Source organism: Chryseobacterium sp. II3a (genome assembly GCF_057815135.1).
Genome location: NZ_JBYPZJ010000002.1, coordinates 666,566 through 684,638 on the forward strand (window position 1 = coordinate 666,566; position 18,073 = coordinate 684,638).

Consider the following 18,073-nt stretch of genomic DNA (forward strand, 5'->3'; position numbering starts at 1 on the left):
GATAAGATTCTTATTAAAATTGCTTACTTTTGATGTTGAAAATATACGGCTAATTTAACAAATGTTTTTAGAAAATACAATTAATCATTCCAAACAAAGTGGTTGGATGGAAGTGATTTGTGGCTCTATGTTTTCGGGTAAAACCGAGGAGTTGATTCGAAGATTACGTAGAGCAGAAATGGCAGGACAGAATGTGGAAATTTTTAAACCGAAACTGGATATCCGGTATTCTGAAGAGGATGTTGTTTCTCATAATCAGAATAAAATCCGCAGTACCGCAGTAGAAAATCCTAATGAGATTCTTCTGTTGGCTTCCAATTGTGATGTAGTAGCCATTGACGAAGCTCAGTTTTTTGATGAAAGCATTGTGGATGTTGCCAATCAGCTTGCTAACAGTGGTATAAGAGTTGTTATTGCAGGATTAGATATGGATTTTCTGGGACGTCCTTTCGGGCCCATGCCCAATTTGATGGCTACTGCAGAATATGTCACAAAAGTGCATGCTATTTGCAAGAGAACAGGAAATCTTGCCAATTACTCTATGAGAACTTCTCAAGGAGATAATCTGGTAGAGCTGGGTGAGACTGAAAGCTATGAAGCCGTAAGCCGCCGTGTTTTTATTGATGAAGTACTTTCAAAAAGGAAGTAACGGATATCAATAAAAGACAAACCATAAAATATATTCACTTCATATAATATAAATGAAAAACGAAAAAGCAATTTTGTAAAATTCCAAAAGGAGATCTGCTTACATGAGCTCTTCCAGCCTCTTTGCAATTTTACCTTTTTGCAATTTCACCTTACAATAAAGCAGAAAGGGTATCAATGAACTATACAGTACAACAAATTGCAGGGATCACCAATGCAGAGGTTATTGGAGACAAGAGTTTAATGGTTAAAAATATAGCCTATGACAGCAGGATTATTTATTCAATTAAGAATACTGCGTTTATTGCGATCAATACCCATAAAAATTCTGGTGAAAAATTCATTGAAGCTGCCATAGACAGAGGAATCAATGTCATTATTTCTGAACATCAATATCCACAGTTTGAAAATATAACCTGGATTATTGTTAAAAATTCTGTAGATTTCCTGCAGCAATTAGCCAAATATCATTTTGAAAATTCTCATTTACGATCTATTGGAATCACAGGAAGTAATGGTAAAACCATTTTAAAGGAATGGTTATACCAATGTCTGTGGAATGAATTCCCAACCGTAAAAAGTCCGAAGAGTTTTAATTCTCAGATTGGACTACCTCTTTCTCTTCTTCAAATTAACGATTCTCACGAACTGGGAATTTTTGAAGTTGGAATTTCTCATCCGAATGAAATGGAAAAACTGGAAAATATTTTCCATCCTCAAATCGGATTATTAACACATATTGGAAATGCTCATGCGGCCAACTTCTCTTCCGAAGAAGAACTGATTGATGAAAAGATTAAACTTTTCAAAGATTCTGAGATCATCATTTATAACGGAGACCATTCTCTGGTAGATCAAAAAATTAAAAAATTATACGCTGATAAAAAATTAATCTCTTACGGGTTTAAAAAAGAAAATCAAGTCTTCATCAAAAAAAATACGAAGGATGAAAACATCATTGTTGATTATTTTGGCGAAGAAATCAGTTTTCCGGCTCACCAAAGGGACGAATCGACGTTAACCAATGCTACGGCGCTTATCTCAGTCCTTAAGGTCTTACAGGTCGAAAATAAAAAGATCGTCGAAAAAATCAACCTTTTAAAAGCCGTCGAAATGAGGCTTGAAGCGATCGAAGGAATTAAGGGTAATATTGTCATCAACGATTCTTTCAACCTTGATCTCGATTCCCTGAAAACTGCCCTGCAATTTTTGAAGGAATATAATAAACCTAAAAAATCTATGGTCTTAACAGACATCGTAGGGGTGAATACCAATTCCCAAGAATTATATGAAGAAGTTTCAGAATTGGTAAATGAGCAAAATTTTGATTCTGTATTTCTGATTGGCGATGAAATATCAAAATTTAGTGAATTATTTAAATCTAAAACATATACTTTCATTGATACCAAAGAGTTGATCGAAAGCAAACATCTTTCTGAAATTGAAAATCAGATTATTCTTCTGAAAGGAGCCAGAAAATTTGAAATTGAAAAGCTCAAAGATATTCTGGAACTCAGAAAGCATGATACTGTTTTAGAAATAAATCTGAATGCTATTCTTCATAATATCAATTACCATAAATCACTTCTGAAGCCAACAACCAAAATGATGGCTATGGTAAAAGCCAATGCTTATGGTTTGGGGAGTTATGAAATTTCAGAATTTCTACAACACCACCACATTGATTATTTAGGAGTAGCTTTTGCCGATGAGGGTGTTGAACTTCGTAAAAAAGGGATCACCACTCCTATTATAGTGATGAACCCTGAGCAGCACAGTTATCAAACTATCATAGAATATAACCTGGAACCTGAGATTTATAGCTTCAGGGTTTTGGAACTTTTCTATGAAGCGATCCAAAAATCCGGATATGATAAAAAATATCCTATTCATATTAAGCTTGAGACAGGAATGCATCGTCTTGGATTTAAAGATTTTGAACTGGATCAGTTGAGTGAAACTTTAAGTGAAAAGAATCTTAAAGTTCAGAGTATGTTCAGTCATTTATCTTCTTCTGATATCCCTGAAGAAAGAGAATTTACCATGAATCAATTCAAGGTATTTGATAAAAACTCCAGCTATCTGATCGAAAAACTAGGCTATACTCCTCTTCGTCATATTTTAAATTCTTCAGGAATTACAAGCTATACGGATCATCAGTATGATATGGTAAGAATTGGTATCGGAATGCTTGGAGAATCTCCTGATTCTGAAATTCAGAAACAATTACAGTCTGTGGTAAGTTTTAAAACCGTAATTTCACAGATATCAATGGTTGAAGACGGTGAATCTGTTGGATACAGCAGAAGATTTAAGGCTGATCATCCTACCAGGATTGCCACAGTCCCTGTGGGATACGCTGATGGTATTCCAAGATTAATCGGAAACCAGATTGGAAGCTTAGGAGTGAATAAAACGTTGGCACCCATTGTTGGAAATATCTGCATGGATATGATGATGATTAACGTAGAAAATGTTCCCAATGTAAAGGAAGGTGATATGGTAACCGTCTTTAATGCAAAACCAAGTTTAAAAGAATTCGCAGGCTACTGCAAAACGATAACCTATGAAGTATTAACATCCATTTCGCCTCGGGTGAAACGGATTTATATAAAAGATTAACTATGAGAAAGCTCCTGATTCTTCTTTTCATATTCCCATTATTATGGATCCAGTCACAGGTAAAGAAAAACCTGGTGATTCCGAAGAACCCTAAAATAGGACTATCGCTTGCCGGTGGTGGTGCCAAAGGTTTTTCACATGTAGGAGTGCTTAAAGTATTAGATTCATTAGGAGTAAAAGTGGATTATATTGCCGGAACCAGTATGGGTGCCATTGTAGGTGGCCTGTATGCATCCGGATATTCTGGAAAAGAAATAGAAAAAATCGTAATGGATACAGATTTCTATTCTTTGATTATGGATCCGAAATCCAGACAGGAAGCCAGTTTTTTCAATAAATCTGTAGACAAATATCTTTTATCTATCCCTTTAAAAAATGGGAAAATTACACTTCCTTCTTCCATCAGTACCGGGCAAAGAAATGTTTATCTATTAAAGGAACTTTTTAAAAATGTTTCCAATATTGAAGATTTTTCTAAGATGCCTATTCCTTTTTTATGCGTTGCTACCAATCTTGAAAGTGGTAATATGCAAATCTTTGAAAAGGGAGATCTTGTACAGTCTATTATGGCCAGTTCTGCATTTCCTTCTTTAATGGATCCAGTTAAAATTGGTGACAGTATATATATTGATGGAGCGATGACGGTAAACTATCCTTCAAAGCCTTTAAAGGACCGAGGAATTGACATCGTTATTGGTGTGGATCTGAACCAGGATCTATCCAAAAGAGAAGATTTAAACAATATCATATCTATTCTGAATCAGGTCATTGATTTCGGAATCAAAAGAGATACCAGAAAACAATATAAATATACAGACATCAACATTAAACCTAACCTTAAAGGGATGTCTGCTACAAGCTACGACGAGAAGAAAAAAATTCTTGACAGCGGCTATGTGGAAGGTTTGAAATACTCCCAGGTATTAGACCAACTTCCCAAACGTCAATTTGACCGTCTCAGACAACGTATAAACCCTATATATTCCAATGTATATAAGATAGACAGCATTTCTATAGAAGGAAGTAAAATCTATGGGAAAAACTATACTTTAGGAAAAATGGGACTTCGACTACCCTCTTTACAAACTTATGGAAGCATTAATAAAATGGTTGACAAACTTGTTGCCACCAACAATTATAAGTTCATTAACTATGATATTGTTCAAGAAAATGATGCCAATTATTTAAAGCTTTATGTTACTGAAGATGATGCCCGCCATTTCTTAAAATTTGGATTGCATTATGATGAAGTCTTTAAAACAGGTTTACTTTTGAATTATTCGGCAAAGAGGCTTTTATTTAAAAATTCTAACCTTTCAGTAGATGTAGTGGTAGGTGATAAATTAAGATATTATCTAAATTATTTTATTGATAACGGTTATATTCCTGGATTTGGTATTTACTCTTCCGGAATGAGTTTTGATCTAAAAAATGCAGATAATAATATCATCGACAAATGGGAATGGGTAAGAAACGAGGCTTATATACAGTCTGTATGGAAGGATAAATACGCTATTGGTGGTGGTATAAGCCATGACTATTTCAAAGCTGAAATTAATGGTGATAACAGGCGTTACAGCCGGTTTTTAAATCCTTATGTATTCCTGAAGACCGATACACAGGATGACAAGGAATTTCCAACCAAAGGAGTCTATTTTATGGCCGAAGGAAAGGTTGTTGACCTTTTAAAATCTGAGGTTGAAAAAAGAATCGTTCAGATAAAGGCAGATTTAAAGATTAATATTCCGTTGGGAAAACAATTTACTTATCGTCTTAATTTATTCGGTGGGATTACTCTTGGTGAAAATCTTCCACCCTATTATCAATACAGACTGGGAGGAATCTTCGAACAAAATATTATCAACTTCAAACGTTTTGGAGGTTTTTACTTTGCCCAATTACATACGAATAACGTAATTTTGGCATCTAATGACCTTCAGTTTAAGTTTAATAAAAACTATTTTATCAGTGGAAATTTTAGCTTTGCCAACCTTTCCAACGATATTAAATTTGAAGATGCAGTTAAAGTAAATTATAGCTCGCTTGGCATTACGGCTGGATATAAATCTCCTTTCGGGCAGATTAAAGTGAACTTCAGCCACTCACTAAAAAACAATCAAAAAGGCATATTCAGTGTTATTTTAGGACACTGGTTTTAATACAATGATACAATTCTTTTACGAAAATTTACCAGAGTCGGTAGATATAGATTACAAACGATGGCTGGAAGATTTGATTCTTTCAGAAGGAAAAAAACTAGGAGAAATCAACTACATATTCTGTGATGATGAATATCTTTTGAAGATTAATCAGGACTATTTACAGCATGATTATTATACCGATATCATCACTTTTGATTATGTAAAAGGGAAGACAATAAGCGCTGAGATTTTCGTATCTTTGCAACGCATTTCTGATAACGCCTCTACCCTTTCCCGAGATTATGAAGATGAATTAAGAAGGGTTTTAGCCCATGGAATTTTACACCTTATTGGCTATAAAGACAAGACGGAAGAAGAGGAAAAAGAGATGCGGAGAATGGAAGATTTGTACTTATCGAAGTATAAGGATTTAAAAGATTAAATTAAATAATCACTTAAAGTCCGATATCTAAAGTACTCAATTCTAGCAACAATATACATTTACCTAGAGTGCATTCTCCAAAAATGTTTCACGTGAAACATTAGTGATTAAAGTTAAGGTTTAAGCTTAAACAGCGAGATAAAAAATGATTTCAGAAATATATGATGTAATCGTAGTAGGTGCAGGACATGCAGGATGTGAAGCGGCAGCAGCGGCAGCTAACCTGGGTTCAAAAACACTATTGGTTACAATGAATATGCAGACCATCGGACAGATGAGTTGCAACCCCGCAATGGGTGGAATCGCAAAAGGTCAGATCGTAAGAGAGATTGATGCAATGGGTGGATACTCCGGAATCGTAGCAGACAAATCTGCCATCCAATTCAAAATGCTGAATCTTTCAAAAGGTCCTGCCATGTGGTCCCCGAGAACCCAGAATGACAGAATGCTTTTTGCCGAAGAATGGCGACTGGCTTTAGAGAATACTCCCAATCTTGATTTCTTTCAGGATATGGTGAAACAACTAGTTGTTGAAAATAATAAAGTAACCGGAGTCATTACTTCTTTAGGAATTGAGATTAAAGCAAAATCTGTAGTTCTTACCAACGGAACTTTTTTGAACGGATTAATTCACGTTGGAGACAAACAACTAGGTGGCGGAAGAATGGGTGAACCAAGAGCATTTGGGATCACCGAACAATTGGTAAGTTTAGGCTTCGAAGCTGGAAGAATGAAAACCGGTACTCCACCAAGAGTTGATGGAAGAAGTTTGGATTATTCAAAAATGGAAGAACAGAGAGGAGATGAAAATCCTCAAAAGTTCAGCTATCTTGATACTCCGAAATTAACCAAACAATTAAGTTGCCATATTGTATATACTAACGAAACTGTTCATGATATTCTTCGTGAAGGTTTTGATAGAAGTCCAATGTTCAATGGAACCATTCAAAGTTTAGGTCCAAGATACTGCCCAAGTATTGAAGATAAAATCAATCGTTTTGCAGAAAGAAACCGACACCAGCTTTTCGTAGAACCGGAAGGATGGAAAACTGTTGAGATCTATGTAAACGGATTTAGTTCTTCTCTTCCTGAGGATGTACAGATCAAAGCAATGAAACATATTCCGGGATTTGAAAATGTAAAAGTTTTCCGTCCGGGATACGCTATTGAATATGACTACTTCCCTCCTACCCAATTGAAACATACCTTAGAAACAAAATTGATTGACAATTTATATTTCGCAGGACAAATCAATGGAACTACAGGATATGAAGAAGCAGCAGGTCAAGGTCTGATTGCCGGAATCAATGCCCACAACAAAGTTCATGAAAAAGATGAATTTATCCTGAACAGAGATGAAGCTTATATCGGAGTACTTATTGATGACCTCATTACAAAAGGAACTGAAGAACCCTACAGAATGTTTACTTCACGTGCCGAGTACAGACTTCTATTGAGACAAGATAACGCAGATATCAGATTAACTGAAAAAGCATATCATCTTGGATTAGCAAAAGAAGATAGATTAAGAAAAGTAGAGACTAAAATAACTGAAAGTCAGCGACTTGAAGAGTTTTTACGCGAAACTTCTTTAAAACCAGGTGTTATTAACCCTATTTTAGAATCAATAGAAAGCAGCCCTGTAGATCAAGCTTACAGAGCCGCTCAAATACTTACAAGACCTAATATGACTTTAGATAAACTTGATGGTATTGATTTTATTAAAGAAACTTCTACTCAATACAATGACGAGGTAAGAGAACAGGCAGAGATCAATATCAAATATAAAGGGTATATTGAAAAGGAAAAAGAGAATGTAGCTAAATTAAATCGTCTGGAAAACATTAAAATCCCTGAAGATTTTGATTATACGAAGCTTTCAAGCCTTTCTGCAGAAGCAAAACAGAAGATGTCTAATGTACGCCCTAAAACCATTGCACAGGCAGGAAGAATAAGCGGGGTTTCCCCAGCTGATATTAATGTTTTACTAGTGTATTTAGGACGTTAAAATAAAAATGTTTCACGTGAAACATTTCTTACAATAAAAACGAAAATTAAGGTATTTATTAAGCTTGTAAAAAAGTTGATGAATATCTTAATTTTTTAAGTTAATATATACTCTTTTATAGCTCTTGTCAGTTCTAACTTTGCTCACAGAATAGATTCTTCTCTTCCTTCCGGAAGGATGTTTAAATCTACAAATGACAGTATAGAATCTTAATTGATACAGACTTACTATTTATTAAAATATAACAGATAGCAAATTCAATGAAAATAAAAGATCATTTTCTTTCACAGGAAATATTTGAAATTAAAGAAACAGAAACCAAAGGAGTTTACAAAACCTCCCCTATTCCATCCAATATTTCCAGATATTATGAAAGTGAAGACTACATTTCCCATCACCAGGATTCCGGAAGCCTGAAAGAAAAACTATATAAATTTCTGCAGTCTTTTAATCTACGGTACAAAAAAAATATTCTTGTTGAAAGAATTCAACAGGGATCAAAAGTATTAGACTATGGATGCGGTGCCGGAGAATTTGTAAAGTATATAGAAAATGATTTCGAAACATTCGGTTTTGAACCTGATGCAGATGCAAGAAAAGCAGCACAGGAGAAAATTACAAAAGCGAAAATTCTTGACGATATTCAAAAGCTAGAGGACAAAAGTCTGGATGCAATTACCTTATGGCATGTATTTGAGCATATAGAAAACCAGGATGAAATGCTCAATATCTTTAATTCGAAATTAAAGGATAAAGGACTTCTTATTATTGCTGTTCCCAATCCTACTTCTTATGATGCCAAACACTATAAAGAATATTGGGCCGCCTATGATGTACCAAGACACATCTATCATTTTTCTAAAAACGGAATGGAAAATCTGATTTCTAAAAAACCAGATTGGAAAATGAGAAAGATCAAACCTTTGATCCTCGACTCGTACTACATCTCTATGTTAAGCGAAAAATATAAAAAATCCCCCCTATTTTGGCTAAAAGCAAGTATCTACGGAACAATTTCGAACATAAAAGCCTCTTTTTCGAACGAATTTTCAAGTTTGATATATATTATCGAAAAAAGATAGATAATCGATTTTTAAGCCATTTCTGAAGGCTAATTTTCAGGATTTTGCTTTATAAAACTTAAAAACTCAGGGAATTTTACTCTGAGTTTTAATTTTTGAAAAGGATAGACCATATACTAATCTCAATTTATTTTAAAAAATTGATTTCAAATTTGCACTGTTATTTTTTTTTACTCCCCTACTCCACTTTAGTAAACTGAATTTTTTGAAAATACTCAATCATCAAAAGATTTTGCATAAAACCTAAAAAAGATAGAAATTGGTCCAGAAAAGAGAAAAATTTAGTTTCAAAATCAAAATTCTAACAAAAACACCTCATTTAAGAGCTCAATTTTATTTAATATATAAATACTCGGAAAATTTTAGTTTTTAAATTTTTAACCCTTTTCTAAAAGCCAAATTTTGAGTTAAAAAAATTTTATCTTATATTTTATTTCCTTAAGGCTTCAATTCCAAATTATAGTAAGCAGAAAAAGCCAACCATATTTGACAAAAAATAAAATGCCTAAAAAAATAATTCCCATGAAAAATTAACATGTGATTTTAATATTTAAAGAATACGGGAAAAATGAAAATAAATTGAACTCAAATTATTTCATCAAAAAATTGAATGCTTACAAAAACTAAACAATAGAATCAAGTATTAAAACCAGTCTACAAAACTTAAATCAATAGAATACGAAAAAAAAGAATAATAACAAGTTAATCTTTTGATTTACAATAGAAAATAACACAAAATAAACACTACGCAATAAAAAAAATAATGCTACAAAAAAATATTGATAAAATACAAAGAAAACAATCAAAATAAAACAAAATAAATAGGTTTAATAATTGATAAACAATAAAATACAATACCACATTTATAACATGAATGAAAGCAAAATATAGTACAATAAAAAAGACCGGATGATCTCCGGTCTTTTTTATTATAAATTAATAATCAGGTTACTAACTAAATCTGGATTCCCTGAGAAAACAGAAGAAGTCATATTATCAACTTTAAATTTTATATCCCCTGTTCCACCAGCACCAAAAGTATGTGCATTAAAGAAAAGTTCCGGAAAAGGATATGTTGGCTGGATAGTATACATCCCTCCTACCCTCTTATGACTACCAGAAAGCACAGCGCTGATTAAAACTGATGCACCAGCATTAATACCAGGCACAGGAGTGTTCACAAGAGATACAACGTATTTAGCCTTATTGGATGGGTCCGCCAAAAATACTGCAGATGGTGTAAATTCAACTTTTGGTTGATTGGAGATATAAATATTATCTCTCACAGTTGTTGATTGGATGCTAGGGCTTTCAATCTTAATAAGATCTGTCATTGCATTATGCTCAAGAACCGTTGAATTATTGGCAATTAGACAATAATTAACTTTTTCAGCAACCATCTTTACTAATTGAGAAGCTGCTGTAATATTGTTCCCTGAAATTTTTACAAAAGAATAATTATTATGCTTTTTAATTTCCTCATCTTGGTCCCAATCAAATAAAATTCCCGAATAATGACCAATAAAATTGTTATCAGTAATTTCAAGAGACTCTGTATCAGCTAAAATAGCGGCTGCAACTCTCGAATAATCACCTTCAGTATAAAGAATATGCGATGTATTGCCTTTCACTATAATTCTTTTACAATTTCCACCTTTTCCTTGGACAATAAATAAAGCCTGACCTCCATTATACAACATATTATTTTTTCCCTGTACATGAATGTGTTTAATATTGTTAGAAGTAATTAATACGTTTGATATAGTACAGTTTTTATCCGGCCAGATATAGACTCCGGAATTAACAATTTCAGCAATATTATCTGAAATTGAAATATTAGTAATATTTCCTTTCTCCGTTCCAATTCCAGCAACAAAATTCATTCTCGTATAATTATAAACCTTATTATTTGAAAAAGAACTATTACTAGCATGGATCTCACATGCACATCCAATTAATCTCATTTGTTCATTTCCGATAAAAGTATTATTGTGAACTGATAAAAAATTAGCATTTCCATAAATAGTGGAATGATCGTAATTAATTGTTTCAACACTTTTAGCAAGATCTTCAAAAATACAGTTTTGAATGGTTGCTTTATTTCCATTTCCTACCCAGCCTACTCCTATACAATTAGATAAATCACCATTTGTCCAATACAATCCATCAATATCAACATTTGTACAATTTCCTCCCTCAAACCCAATTCTACGCATATAAGAGGTTCTCATTTGCGAAAACTGACCATTAAAATCAATTATTCCCCTACCTTTCAGTGTAATATTGTAAATAGGCATAAAATCAATAACTTCTTTAGCATTTAGCCCAGAAAATAATAAGAAAGGTTTATCATCAAAGTATGCCCCAACTTTTAGAATACTGTAGTCCTCGAATTCTATATCTAAGTAAGATCTTAATTCAAAAATATTCGAGTGTATTCGTGTAGCTACATTATCAGTATAAGAATTAACAAGATAATGTCCACTGGGAAAAACAAGCTTCAAGCCTAGTTGAGAAGTAATATCAAAGGCCTTCTGAATAGCAGGTCTTTGATCTACAGTATATGAAGACTTTGCACCAAAAGTCGTTACATAGACTCTTTTTGTAGAAAAAACTACTGTATTCGCATAATAATCATTCCCCCTCGAGCGGTAAATAATTTCATCATTTAACACCCTGGAATCATTAGGAACAAGTAAGGTTTCATCAATCCACGTACTTACTTTTTTAAAATTGACACTCTCTCCCGTAAAGCTATCAATTAGCTGAACAAGATCATCATTGGGAGCCGTATTTCCTACCGTAAAAAACTCATTTGTATACATCATAAAATTGTAATTTAGTATAGCAAATGTATTCCCTGCCAGCGTCAAAACTTGACGTAAAAAAAATTTTTTTCATTCCAAAACCTAATTATTCAACATTCCAAAAATTATAAAAATCAAACCAAATATTCCATAAGTGGTAGATGAAAGAATATGAATAAATCCTTCTAATTTCTCTTATTTATTAATATATAAAAGTGTAAATTTTTCTTTATTAACGGGCATTAAAACGTAACTAACACTAAATCAAAAGGCCACAATTTAATATAACCATAAGTTATATCAAGAAACAAAAAAGTACTCGATCAATTAAGGATTTCTCAATGAAGTTTAAAGAACAAAAAAGCCTGCTAATATAATTAGCAGGCTTAGAAATATTGAATTTTATTCTCTATTAATTATTGATTGCAGCTACACCAGGAAGCTCAAGTCCTTCAAGACTTTCAAGCATTGCTCCACCACCTGTAGAAACATAACTTACTTTATCAGCATATCCAAATTGCTTCACAAATGCAACACTATCACCACCTCCTACTAAAGAGAAAGCTCCCAATCTTGTTGCTTCAGCAATGCTATCACCAAGAGCAATAGTTCCCCCTGCAAAATGAGACATTTCAAAAACACCAATCGGACCATTCCAAAGAATTGTTCTTGAATTTAACAATACATCATTAAACTGATCTCTTGATTTGTGACCAGCATCCAATCCCATCCATCCTTCAGGGATAGCATAGATATCTACTTCTTTTCTTTCAACATCATTACTGAAACTTTCAGCGATGATCGCATCAGAAGGAAGATATACTTTTACTTTATGTTCTTTAGCTTTTCCTAAAATTTCCAAAGCCAAAGGAAGCTTATCATCTTCAACCAACGAGTTTCCGATTTTTCCTCCTAATGCCTTAATAAATGTGAAAGCCATTCCACCACCAATAATCAGATTGTCTACTGCCGGAAGAATATTTTCTATAATAGTAATTTTAGTTGAAACTTTAGATCCACCTAAGATAGCAGTCACTGGTTTCTCTCCACTTTTCAAAACTTTATCAATTGCCTGAAGCTCTTTACCCATTAGTAAACCGAAGAATTTAGTTGATGGAAAGAATTTTGCAATAACAGCTGTAGAAGCATGAGCTCTGTGTGCTGTTCCGAAAGCATCGTTTACATAAGCATCACCCAATTTAGAAAGTTTTTCAGCGAAACCTTCATCTCCCTTTTCTTCTTCATTATGGAAACGAACATTCTCCAATAATAAAATTTCACCCGGCTTCAAATCAGCAGCAGCTTGTTCAGCTTTCTCTCCAATGCACTCTTCAACGAATTTCACTTCCTTTCCAAGAACAGTTGAAACTTCACCAATTATATGTTTTAAAGAAAACTCGTCCTTCACTTCTCCTTTCGGTCTTCCAAGGTGTGTCATTAAAATAACAGAACCACCATCCTGAAGGATTTTTTCAACGGTTGGTTTCACCGCAACAATTCTGGTATTGTCAGTCACATTCAACTGGTCATCCTGTGGAACATTGAAGTCAACTCTTACAAGAGCTTTCTTATCTTTAAAATTGAAGTCGTTAATTGTTTTCATTTTTATCTTTAAATTTATTTTTTAACAAATTTAAGGTAATCGCCCTCTTGGCCCAGGTTACATTCCAGCAAATTTCGGGAGAGTCAATTCCATAAACTTTTTTGATTTTTCGTTTCACAAATGTAAGGTTTTAAACTTTTTCAACAGATTGATCGAAATAAAAGTTTTCAAAAACTTTCCCCGAACCCAATCACCCATTAATCAACAAATCTTTTCTCTTTATAAAAAAAAATAATGTAGTTGTTGTTATGTATTGTTAGTAACGGGGATAAGTTTTAGGCATAAAGTTGATAATACTCAACTGGTACTCAATTCATAAATAACTCACAATGTAAATCTCTGTAAACATGCATTTTCACACACTTATTCACAATTGTTGATAACTTTACCCACAAGGCATTATTAGTTATTTTATTATGGAAAAACTTGGGGATAGCTGAAGAAAAGATCTGGAAAGTTGTGGGGAAAAGTTTGGAACAGATTTTCTATTACGAAATAAATTCAGGTTTGAAAATAGAAAGTTGAAAAAAGTTTTCCACACTTATTAACATACCTTTTCACAATTAACTCACGGTTTACTAACACGAATTGTTATTATTCTTACCTTTGTAAGGAAATAAAATCTAAAAAAGCTTAATAAGAGTATTATGAAAAGAAAAATTGCTATCGCAGCGGACCATGCAGGCTATGAATATAAGGAGATTGTTAAGAACTACCTTTCAGAAAAGTTTGAAGTTCAGGATTTTGGAACGTTTTCCACAAACAGTGTGGATTATCCAGACTTTGTCCACCCTGCGGCAACCTCTGTGGAAAACGGAGAAAACGAGCTGGGAATTTTGATCTGTGGAAGCGGAAATGGGGTTCAGATCACTGCGAACAAACATCAGAAAATCAGATGCGCACTTTGCTGGATGCCGGAGATTGCAACACTGGCAAGACAGCATAATGATGCCAACATGATTTCTATGCCGGCAAGGTTTATATCCAAAGAACTGGCGATTGAAATTGTTGACAAATTTCTTTCTACAGAATTTGAAGGTGGAAGACACCAGAACAGAGTTGATAAGATTGCTGTTTGCTAAATATACTGAGGCCTGTAATTTGATTGCAGGCCTTATTTATTTTTTATTTGTACATTTGCAGTGTTCAATAGAAATTAAATTCTATACTTCTCCTGAACCTTTGTAATATTTAAAAGATATTTTTATAGAAGGTTTTTCTCTTTTCTTCTCCAGATTTGTAGTAAATTTATACAAAACTAAAGCTTCCGTTATAAAGTAGATTTAGAAAAAACAAGATTAAATTAAACATTAAGGTTTGATGAGAATAAAATTATCTGCTCTGTTATTTTTGATGATAAATAGCTTCCATGGTCAAGAGATTACTGATCGTAATGCGTTTAAAAAATGCAGGGAAGAGTTCAGTAAAAAGATCTGCCTTTCTGATAAGGATAATGATGGAGTTCCATTTTATCTTGATCAATGCCCTGAGATATCAGGACCACAACTAAACAATGGCTGCCCCTGGCCGGATACAGATAGTGATGGCATACTTGATAATGAAGATGCATGCCCTACTGTAGCGGGGCCCTTAGAAAATAATGGCTGCCCCTGGCCAGATTCAGATGGTGACGGGATCCTAGATAAGGATGATAGTTGTCCTACTATTCCTGGAGTTCCGGAAAATAATGGTTGTAAAGCTATTATAAGGCATAATTATCCTTCATATTCGAAAGAAGATATTAAAAAAATTGAAAAAGATTTTATAGCGGATACTAAAAATAATAACTATCATACCCTAGCAGATCTTATTTTTAAAAAGATCCTAGATAAAAAATTAGATAATAAAGTAGCATATATTACTATTTGGGATATTGCTCTTCCAGGATGTGGTTCAGATGGTCATGATTATTCTGCAATAAATGCCATAAATAAGTTAATTACCAGGGCTTTCTGGGATAAAAGGAATTTTAAAAAACTGGTTGAATTGTTTCCTGAAAAAACGATTATTCCAGTACCAAGAACTAACAGCTATTTTGATAGAGATAGCTATGGGAAGATGTTATCTTTGGTGGATTTCAAAGGAATCCCTACAATGAAATTGGATAATATCGTTTTATATAACGCAAAAGGAAATTTTGCAAAAGACATACATAATATAGAAGACATCCAAAGTCCTGATAAAGATTTTATAGCTTTGTCTATTAAAGTGAATAAAAATAAAGTTAGCGTTTGGGTAAATAATAAAGACTATTATTTTGAATATAAGAAGTCCGGAATTAAGGAAATTTCACCTTCAGAATATAGCGACTTAATTAATTAAAAAAATTAAAATGCCAAAAAAAAGAAAATATATAAGTCATAAAAATGATTTGAAACTGATGGAAATCGGAAGATTGATTCTTCGTTTCATGAATGCGAATGCATCAAAAATTTATAATTATAAGCAGATTGCCGATGGAATAGATTATAAAAATCCAAGACAAAGGGAACTTGTCATCCAGGCACTGCATAAACTTCAGGGATCTGAAAAGATTAAAGAAGTAGAAAGAGGAAAGTATATCGTAAACCTGAAAATTGCAGGAACTCTAACCGGAATTATTGATTTCAACCAAAGCGGAAATGCTTATGTAAATGTAGAAGGATTAGAAGATGATGTCTTTGTTCATTCTAAAAATGTAAAGGATGCCCTGCAGGGAGATAAGGTTCTTATTATAACTTATCATTATAAAGGAAAGAAGCTGGAAGGGTCCGTTTTGGAGGTTTTAGAGCGAAACAGAACCGAATTTGTGGGGACTTTTCAGAAGGTGGCTCACAAGGATTTCGGATTTGTGGTTTGTGATAAAAAATCAATCAATACAGATATCTTTATTCCGAAGGGAAAATTCAATAATGCAGAGGATGGAGATAAGGTCATTGTAAAGATGACAGAATGGAAACCTGGAGATAAAAATCCTGAAGGAGAAATCACACAGGTATTGGGTGCTCCGGGAGAACATGAAACAGAGATCCACTCTATTCTTGCAGAATATGGTCTTCCTTATGAGTTTCCACAGGAAGTGGAAGCAGATGCTGATAAAATAGACAGAAGCATCACTGATGAAGAAGTAGCAAAACGTTGGGATATGCGTAATATCTGTACGTTTACTATCGACCCTAAAGATGCTAAAGATTTTGATGATGCTCTATCCATAAGAAAGCTGGAAAACGGAAACTGGGAAATAGGAGTTCATATTGCCGATGTATCGCATTATGTAGTCCCGGGAACAATCCTTGATGATGAAGCGTATCAGAGAGCCACTTCAGTGTATTTAGTAGACAGAGTAGTACCGATGCTTCCTGAAGTGTTAAGTAATGATGTTTGTTCCCTTCGTCCACACGAAGATAAATATACCTTCTCAGCAGTTTTTGAGCTGAATGATCAGGCTGAAATCCAGAAGCAATGGTTTGGAAGAACAGTAATTCATTCAGACAGAAGATTTACCTATGAAGAAGCTCAGGAACGTATTGAAACAGGCCAGGGAGATTTGGCTGAAGAGATCAATACTCTTGATAAGCTAGCAAAAATCATGCGTAATGATCGTATTAAAAACGGAGCCATTACTTTTGACAGAAGTGAAGTAAGATTCAACCTGGATGAAAATAATGAGCCAGTTGGGGTTTACTTTAAAATCAGTAAAGACTCCAATCACCTGATTGAGGAATTCATGCTTCTGGCTAATAAAAAAGTATCTGAATTTATTTCTTTAACAAGAAAAGGAGAAATTACTAATAATACTTTCATCTACAGGGTTCACGATGATCCGGATCCTGCCAAGCTGGAATCATTAAGAGACTTCGTTTCTACATTCGGGTATAAGATGAATTTAGCTAATACCAAAAAGGTTGCAGAATCTTTGAATAAACTCCTTCATGATGTAAAAGGAAAAGGAGAAGAAAATATGATTGAAACCCTTGCGATGAGAAGTATGAGTAAGGCGGTATATTCTACGGAACCTATCGGACACTACGGCCTTGGATTTGCGTATTATAGCCACTTCACCTCTCCTATCCGTCGTTATCCGGATTTGCTTGCCCACCGCCTTCTCCAACATTATCTGGATGGAGGAAAATCTCCAAGCAGACCAGAATTGGAAGAAAAAGCAAAACACTGCAGTTCTATGGAAAGATTAGCAGCTGATGCAGAAAGGGATTCTATCAAGTATATGCAGGTGAAATTTATGGAAAAACATCTTGGTGAAACTTTCACTGGAGTTATTTCCGGAGTGGCAGAATTTGGATTCTGGGTAGAAATTCCTGAAAACGGTGCTGAAGGCCTTATCAAATTAAGAGATTTAGTAGACGATTCTTATATGTATGATGCCAAAACACATGCTGTATACGGAGTGAGACACGGAAATAAATATCAGCTGGGAGACCAGGTTCAGATCAAAGTAGTAAAAGCGAATCTGATCCAGAAACAATTGGACTTTAAGATTGTTGAGTAATAAAGCAATCAAAAAAATAACAAAAATAAAGAGGTTGTTCCGAAATGGAATAACCTCTTTATTTTTTCATACTATTACAACTTCCTTCTCCCCGCTTCCAGCTTCCTTTCTAAAAACCATGTCCAAAATAGCAGCCAAAATAAAAGTTGATATATCACATCTTTATTGAATAATTAAATCATAAAGTATAACTTTGTATAAAACGAAATGAAATCTTTTTCATTTTAAAACACC

10 protein-coding genes and 1 pseudogene are annotated in these 18,073 nt (G+C 33.8%); 9 read left to right on the plus strand and 2 right to left on the minus strand.

All coding sequences use genetic code 11. From position 1 onward, the window contains the following. Window positions 1-61: 61 nt before the first annotated feature. From AC3HD6_RS07695 to AC3HD6_RS07720, 6 genes are all read left to right on the plus strand, one after another. Window positions 62-649 (plus strand): thymidine kinase, encoded by a 588-nt coding sequence (locus AC3HD6_RS07695; RefSeq protein WP_068941178.1) that lies wholly within the window; start codon window positions 62-64, stop codon window positions 647-649. A 176-nt stretch (window positions 650-825) separates the two neighbouring features. After that, entirely contained in the window at window positions 826-3,270 is a 2,445-nt protein-coding gene (locus tag AC3HD6_RS07700) for a bifunctional UDP-N-acetylmuramoyl-tripeptide:D-alanyl-D-alanine ligase/alanine racemase (RefSeq protein WP_488895812.1), read from the plus strand. A gap of 2 nt (window positions 3,271-3,272) precedes the next feature. Further along, on the plus strand, window positions 3,273-5,429 hold the full coding sequence (locus AC3HD6_RS07705) for a patatin-like phospholipase family protein (protein ID WP_488895813.1): 2,157 nt from the start codon (window positions 3,273-3,275) through the stop codon (window positions 5,427-5,429). 4 nt (window positions 5,430-5,433) lie between these two features. After that, on the plus strand, window positions 5,434-5,853 hold the full coding sequence (gene ybeY, locus AC3HD6_RS07710; RefSeq protein WP_488895814.1) for an rRNA maturation RNase YbeY: 420 nt from the start codon (window positions 5,434-5,436) through the stop codon (window positions 5,851-5,853). Between the two features lie 145 nt (window positions 5,854-5,998). Beyond that, window positions 5,999-7,861: a tRNA uridine-5-carboxymethylaminomethyl(34) synthesis enzyme MnmG gene (gene mnmG / locus AC3HD6_RS07715; protein WP_488895815.1), complete on the plus strand. Its 1,863-nt coding sequence runs from the start codon at window positions 5,999-6,001 to the stop codon at window positions 7,859-7,861. 260 nt (window positions 7,862-8,121) lie between these two features. Then, the gene (locus AC3HD6_RS07720; protein WP_488895816.1) at window positions 8,122-8,943 is read left to right on the plus strand and encodes a class I SAM-dependent methyltransferase; all 822 of its coding nucleotides are present in this window, start codon (window positions 8,122-8,124) and stop codon (window positions 8,941-8,943) included. 929 nt (window positions 8,944-9,872) lie between these two features. Here AC3HD6_RS07720 and AC3HD6_RS07725 read toward each other — a convergent pair. Further along, window positions 9,873-11,771, minus strand: coding sequence for a glycoside hydrolase family protein (locus AC3HD6_RS07725; RefSeq protein ID WP_488895817.1), 1,899 nt, complete (start codon window positions 11,769-11,771; stop codon window positions 9,873-9,875). Between the two features lie 391 nt (window positions 11,772-12,162). Continuing rightward, on the minus strand, window positions 12,163-13,353 hold the full coding sequence (locus tag AC3HD6_RS07730) for a phosphoglycerate kinase (protein WP_488895818.1): 1,191 nt from the start codon (window positions 13,351-13,353) through the stop codon (window positions 12,163-12,165). A gap of 647 nt (window positions 13,354-14,000) precedes the next feature. Here AC3HD6_RS07730 and rpiB point away from each other — a divergent pair. From rpiB to rnr, 3 genes and pseudogenes are all read left to right on the plus strand, one after another. Then, the gene (gene rpiB, locus AC3HD6_RS07735; protein ID WP_066695165.1) at window positions 14,001-14,435 is read left to right on the plus strand and encodes a ribose 5-phosphate isomerase B; all 435 of its coding nucleotides are present in this window, start codon (window positions 14,001-14,003) and stop codon (window positions 14,433-14,435) included. A 361-nt stretch (window positions 14,436-14,796) separates the two neighbouring features. Then, window positions 14,797-15,048: pseudogene (locus AC3HD6_RS07740) on the plus strand (thrombospondin type 3 repeat-containing protein); the annotation flags it as partial. A gap of 637 nt (window positions 15,049-15,685) precedes the next feature. Then, window positions 15,686-17,839 (plus strand): ribonuclease R, encoded by a 2,154-nt coding sequence (rnr, locus tag AC3HD6_RS07745; protein ID WP_488895819.1) that lies wholly within the window; start codon window positions 15,686-15,688, stop codon window positions 17,837-17,839. Window positions 17,840-18,073: the final 234 nt, after the last annotated feature.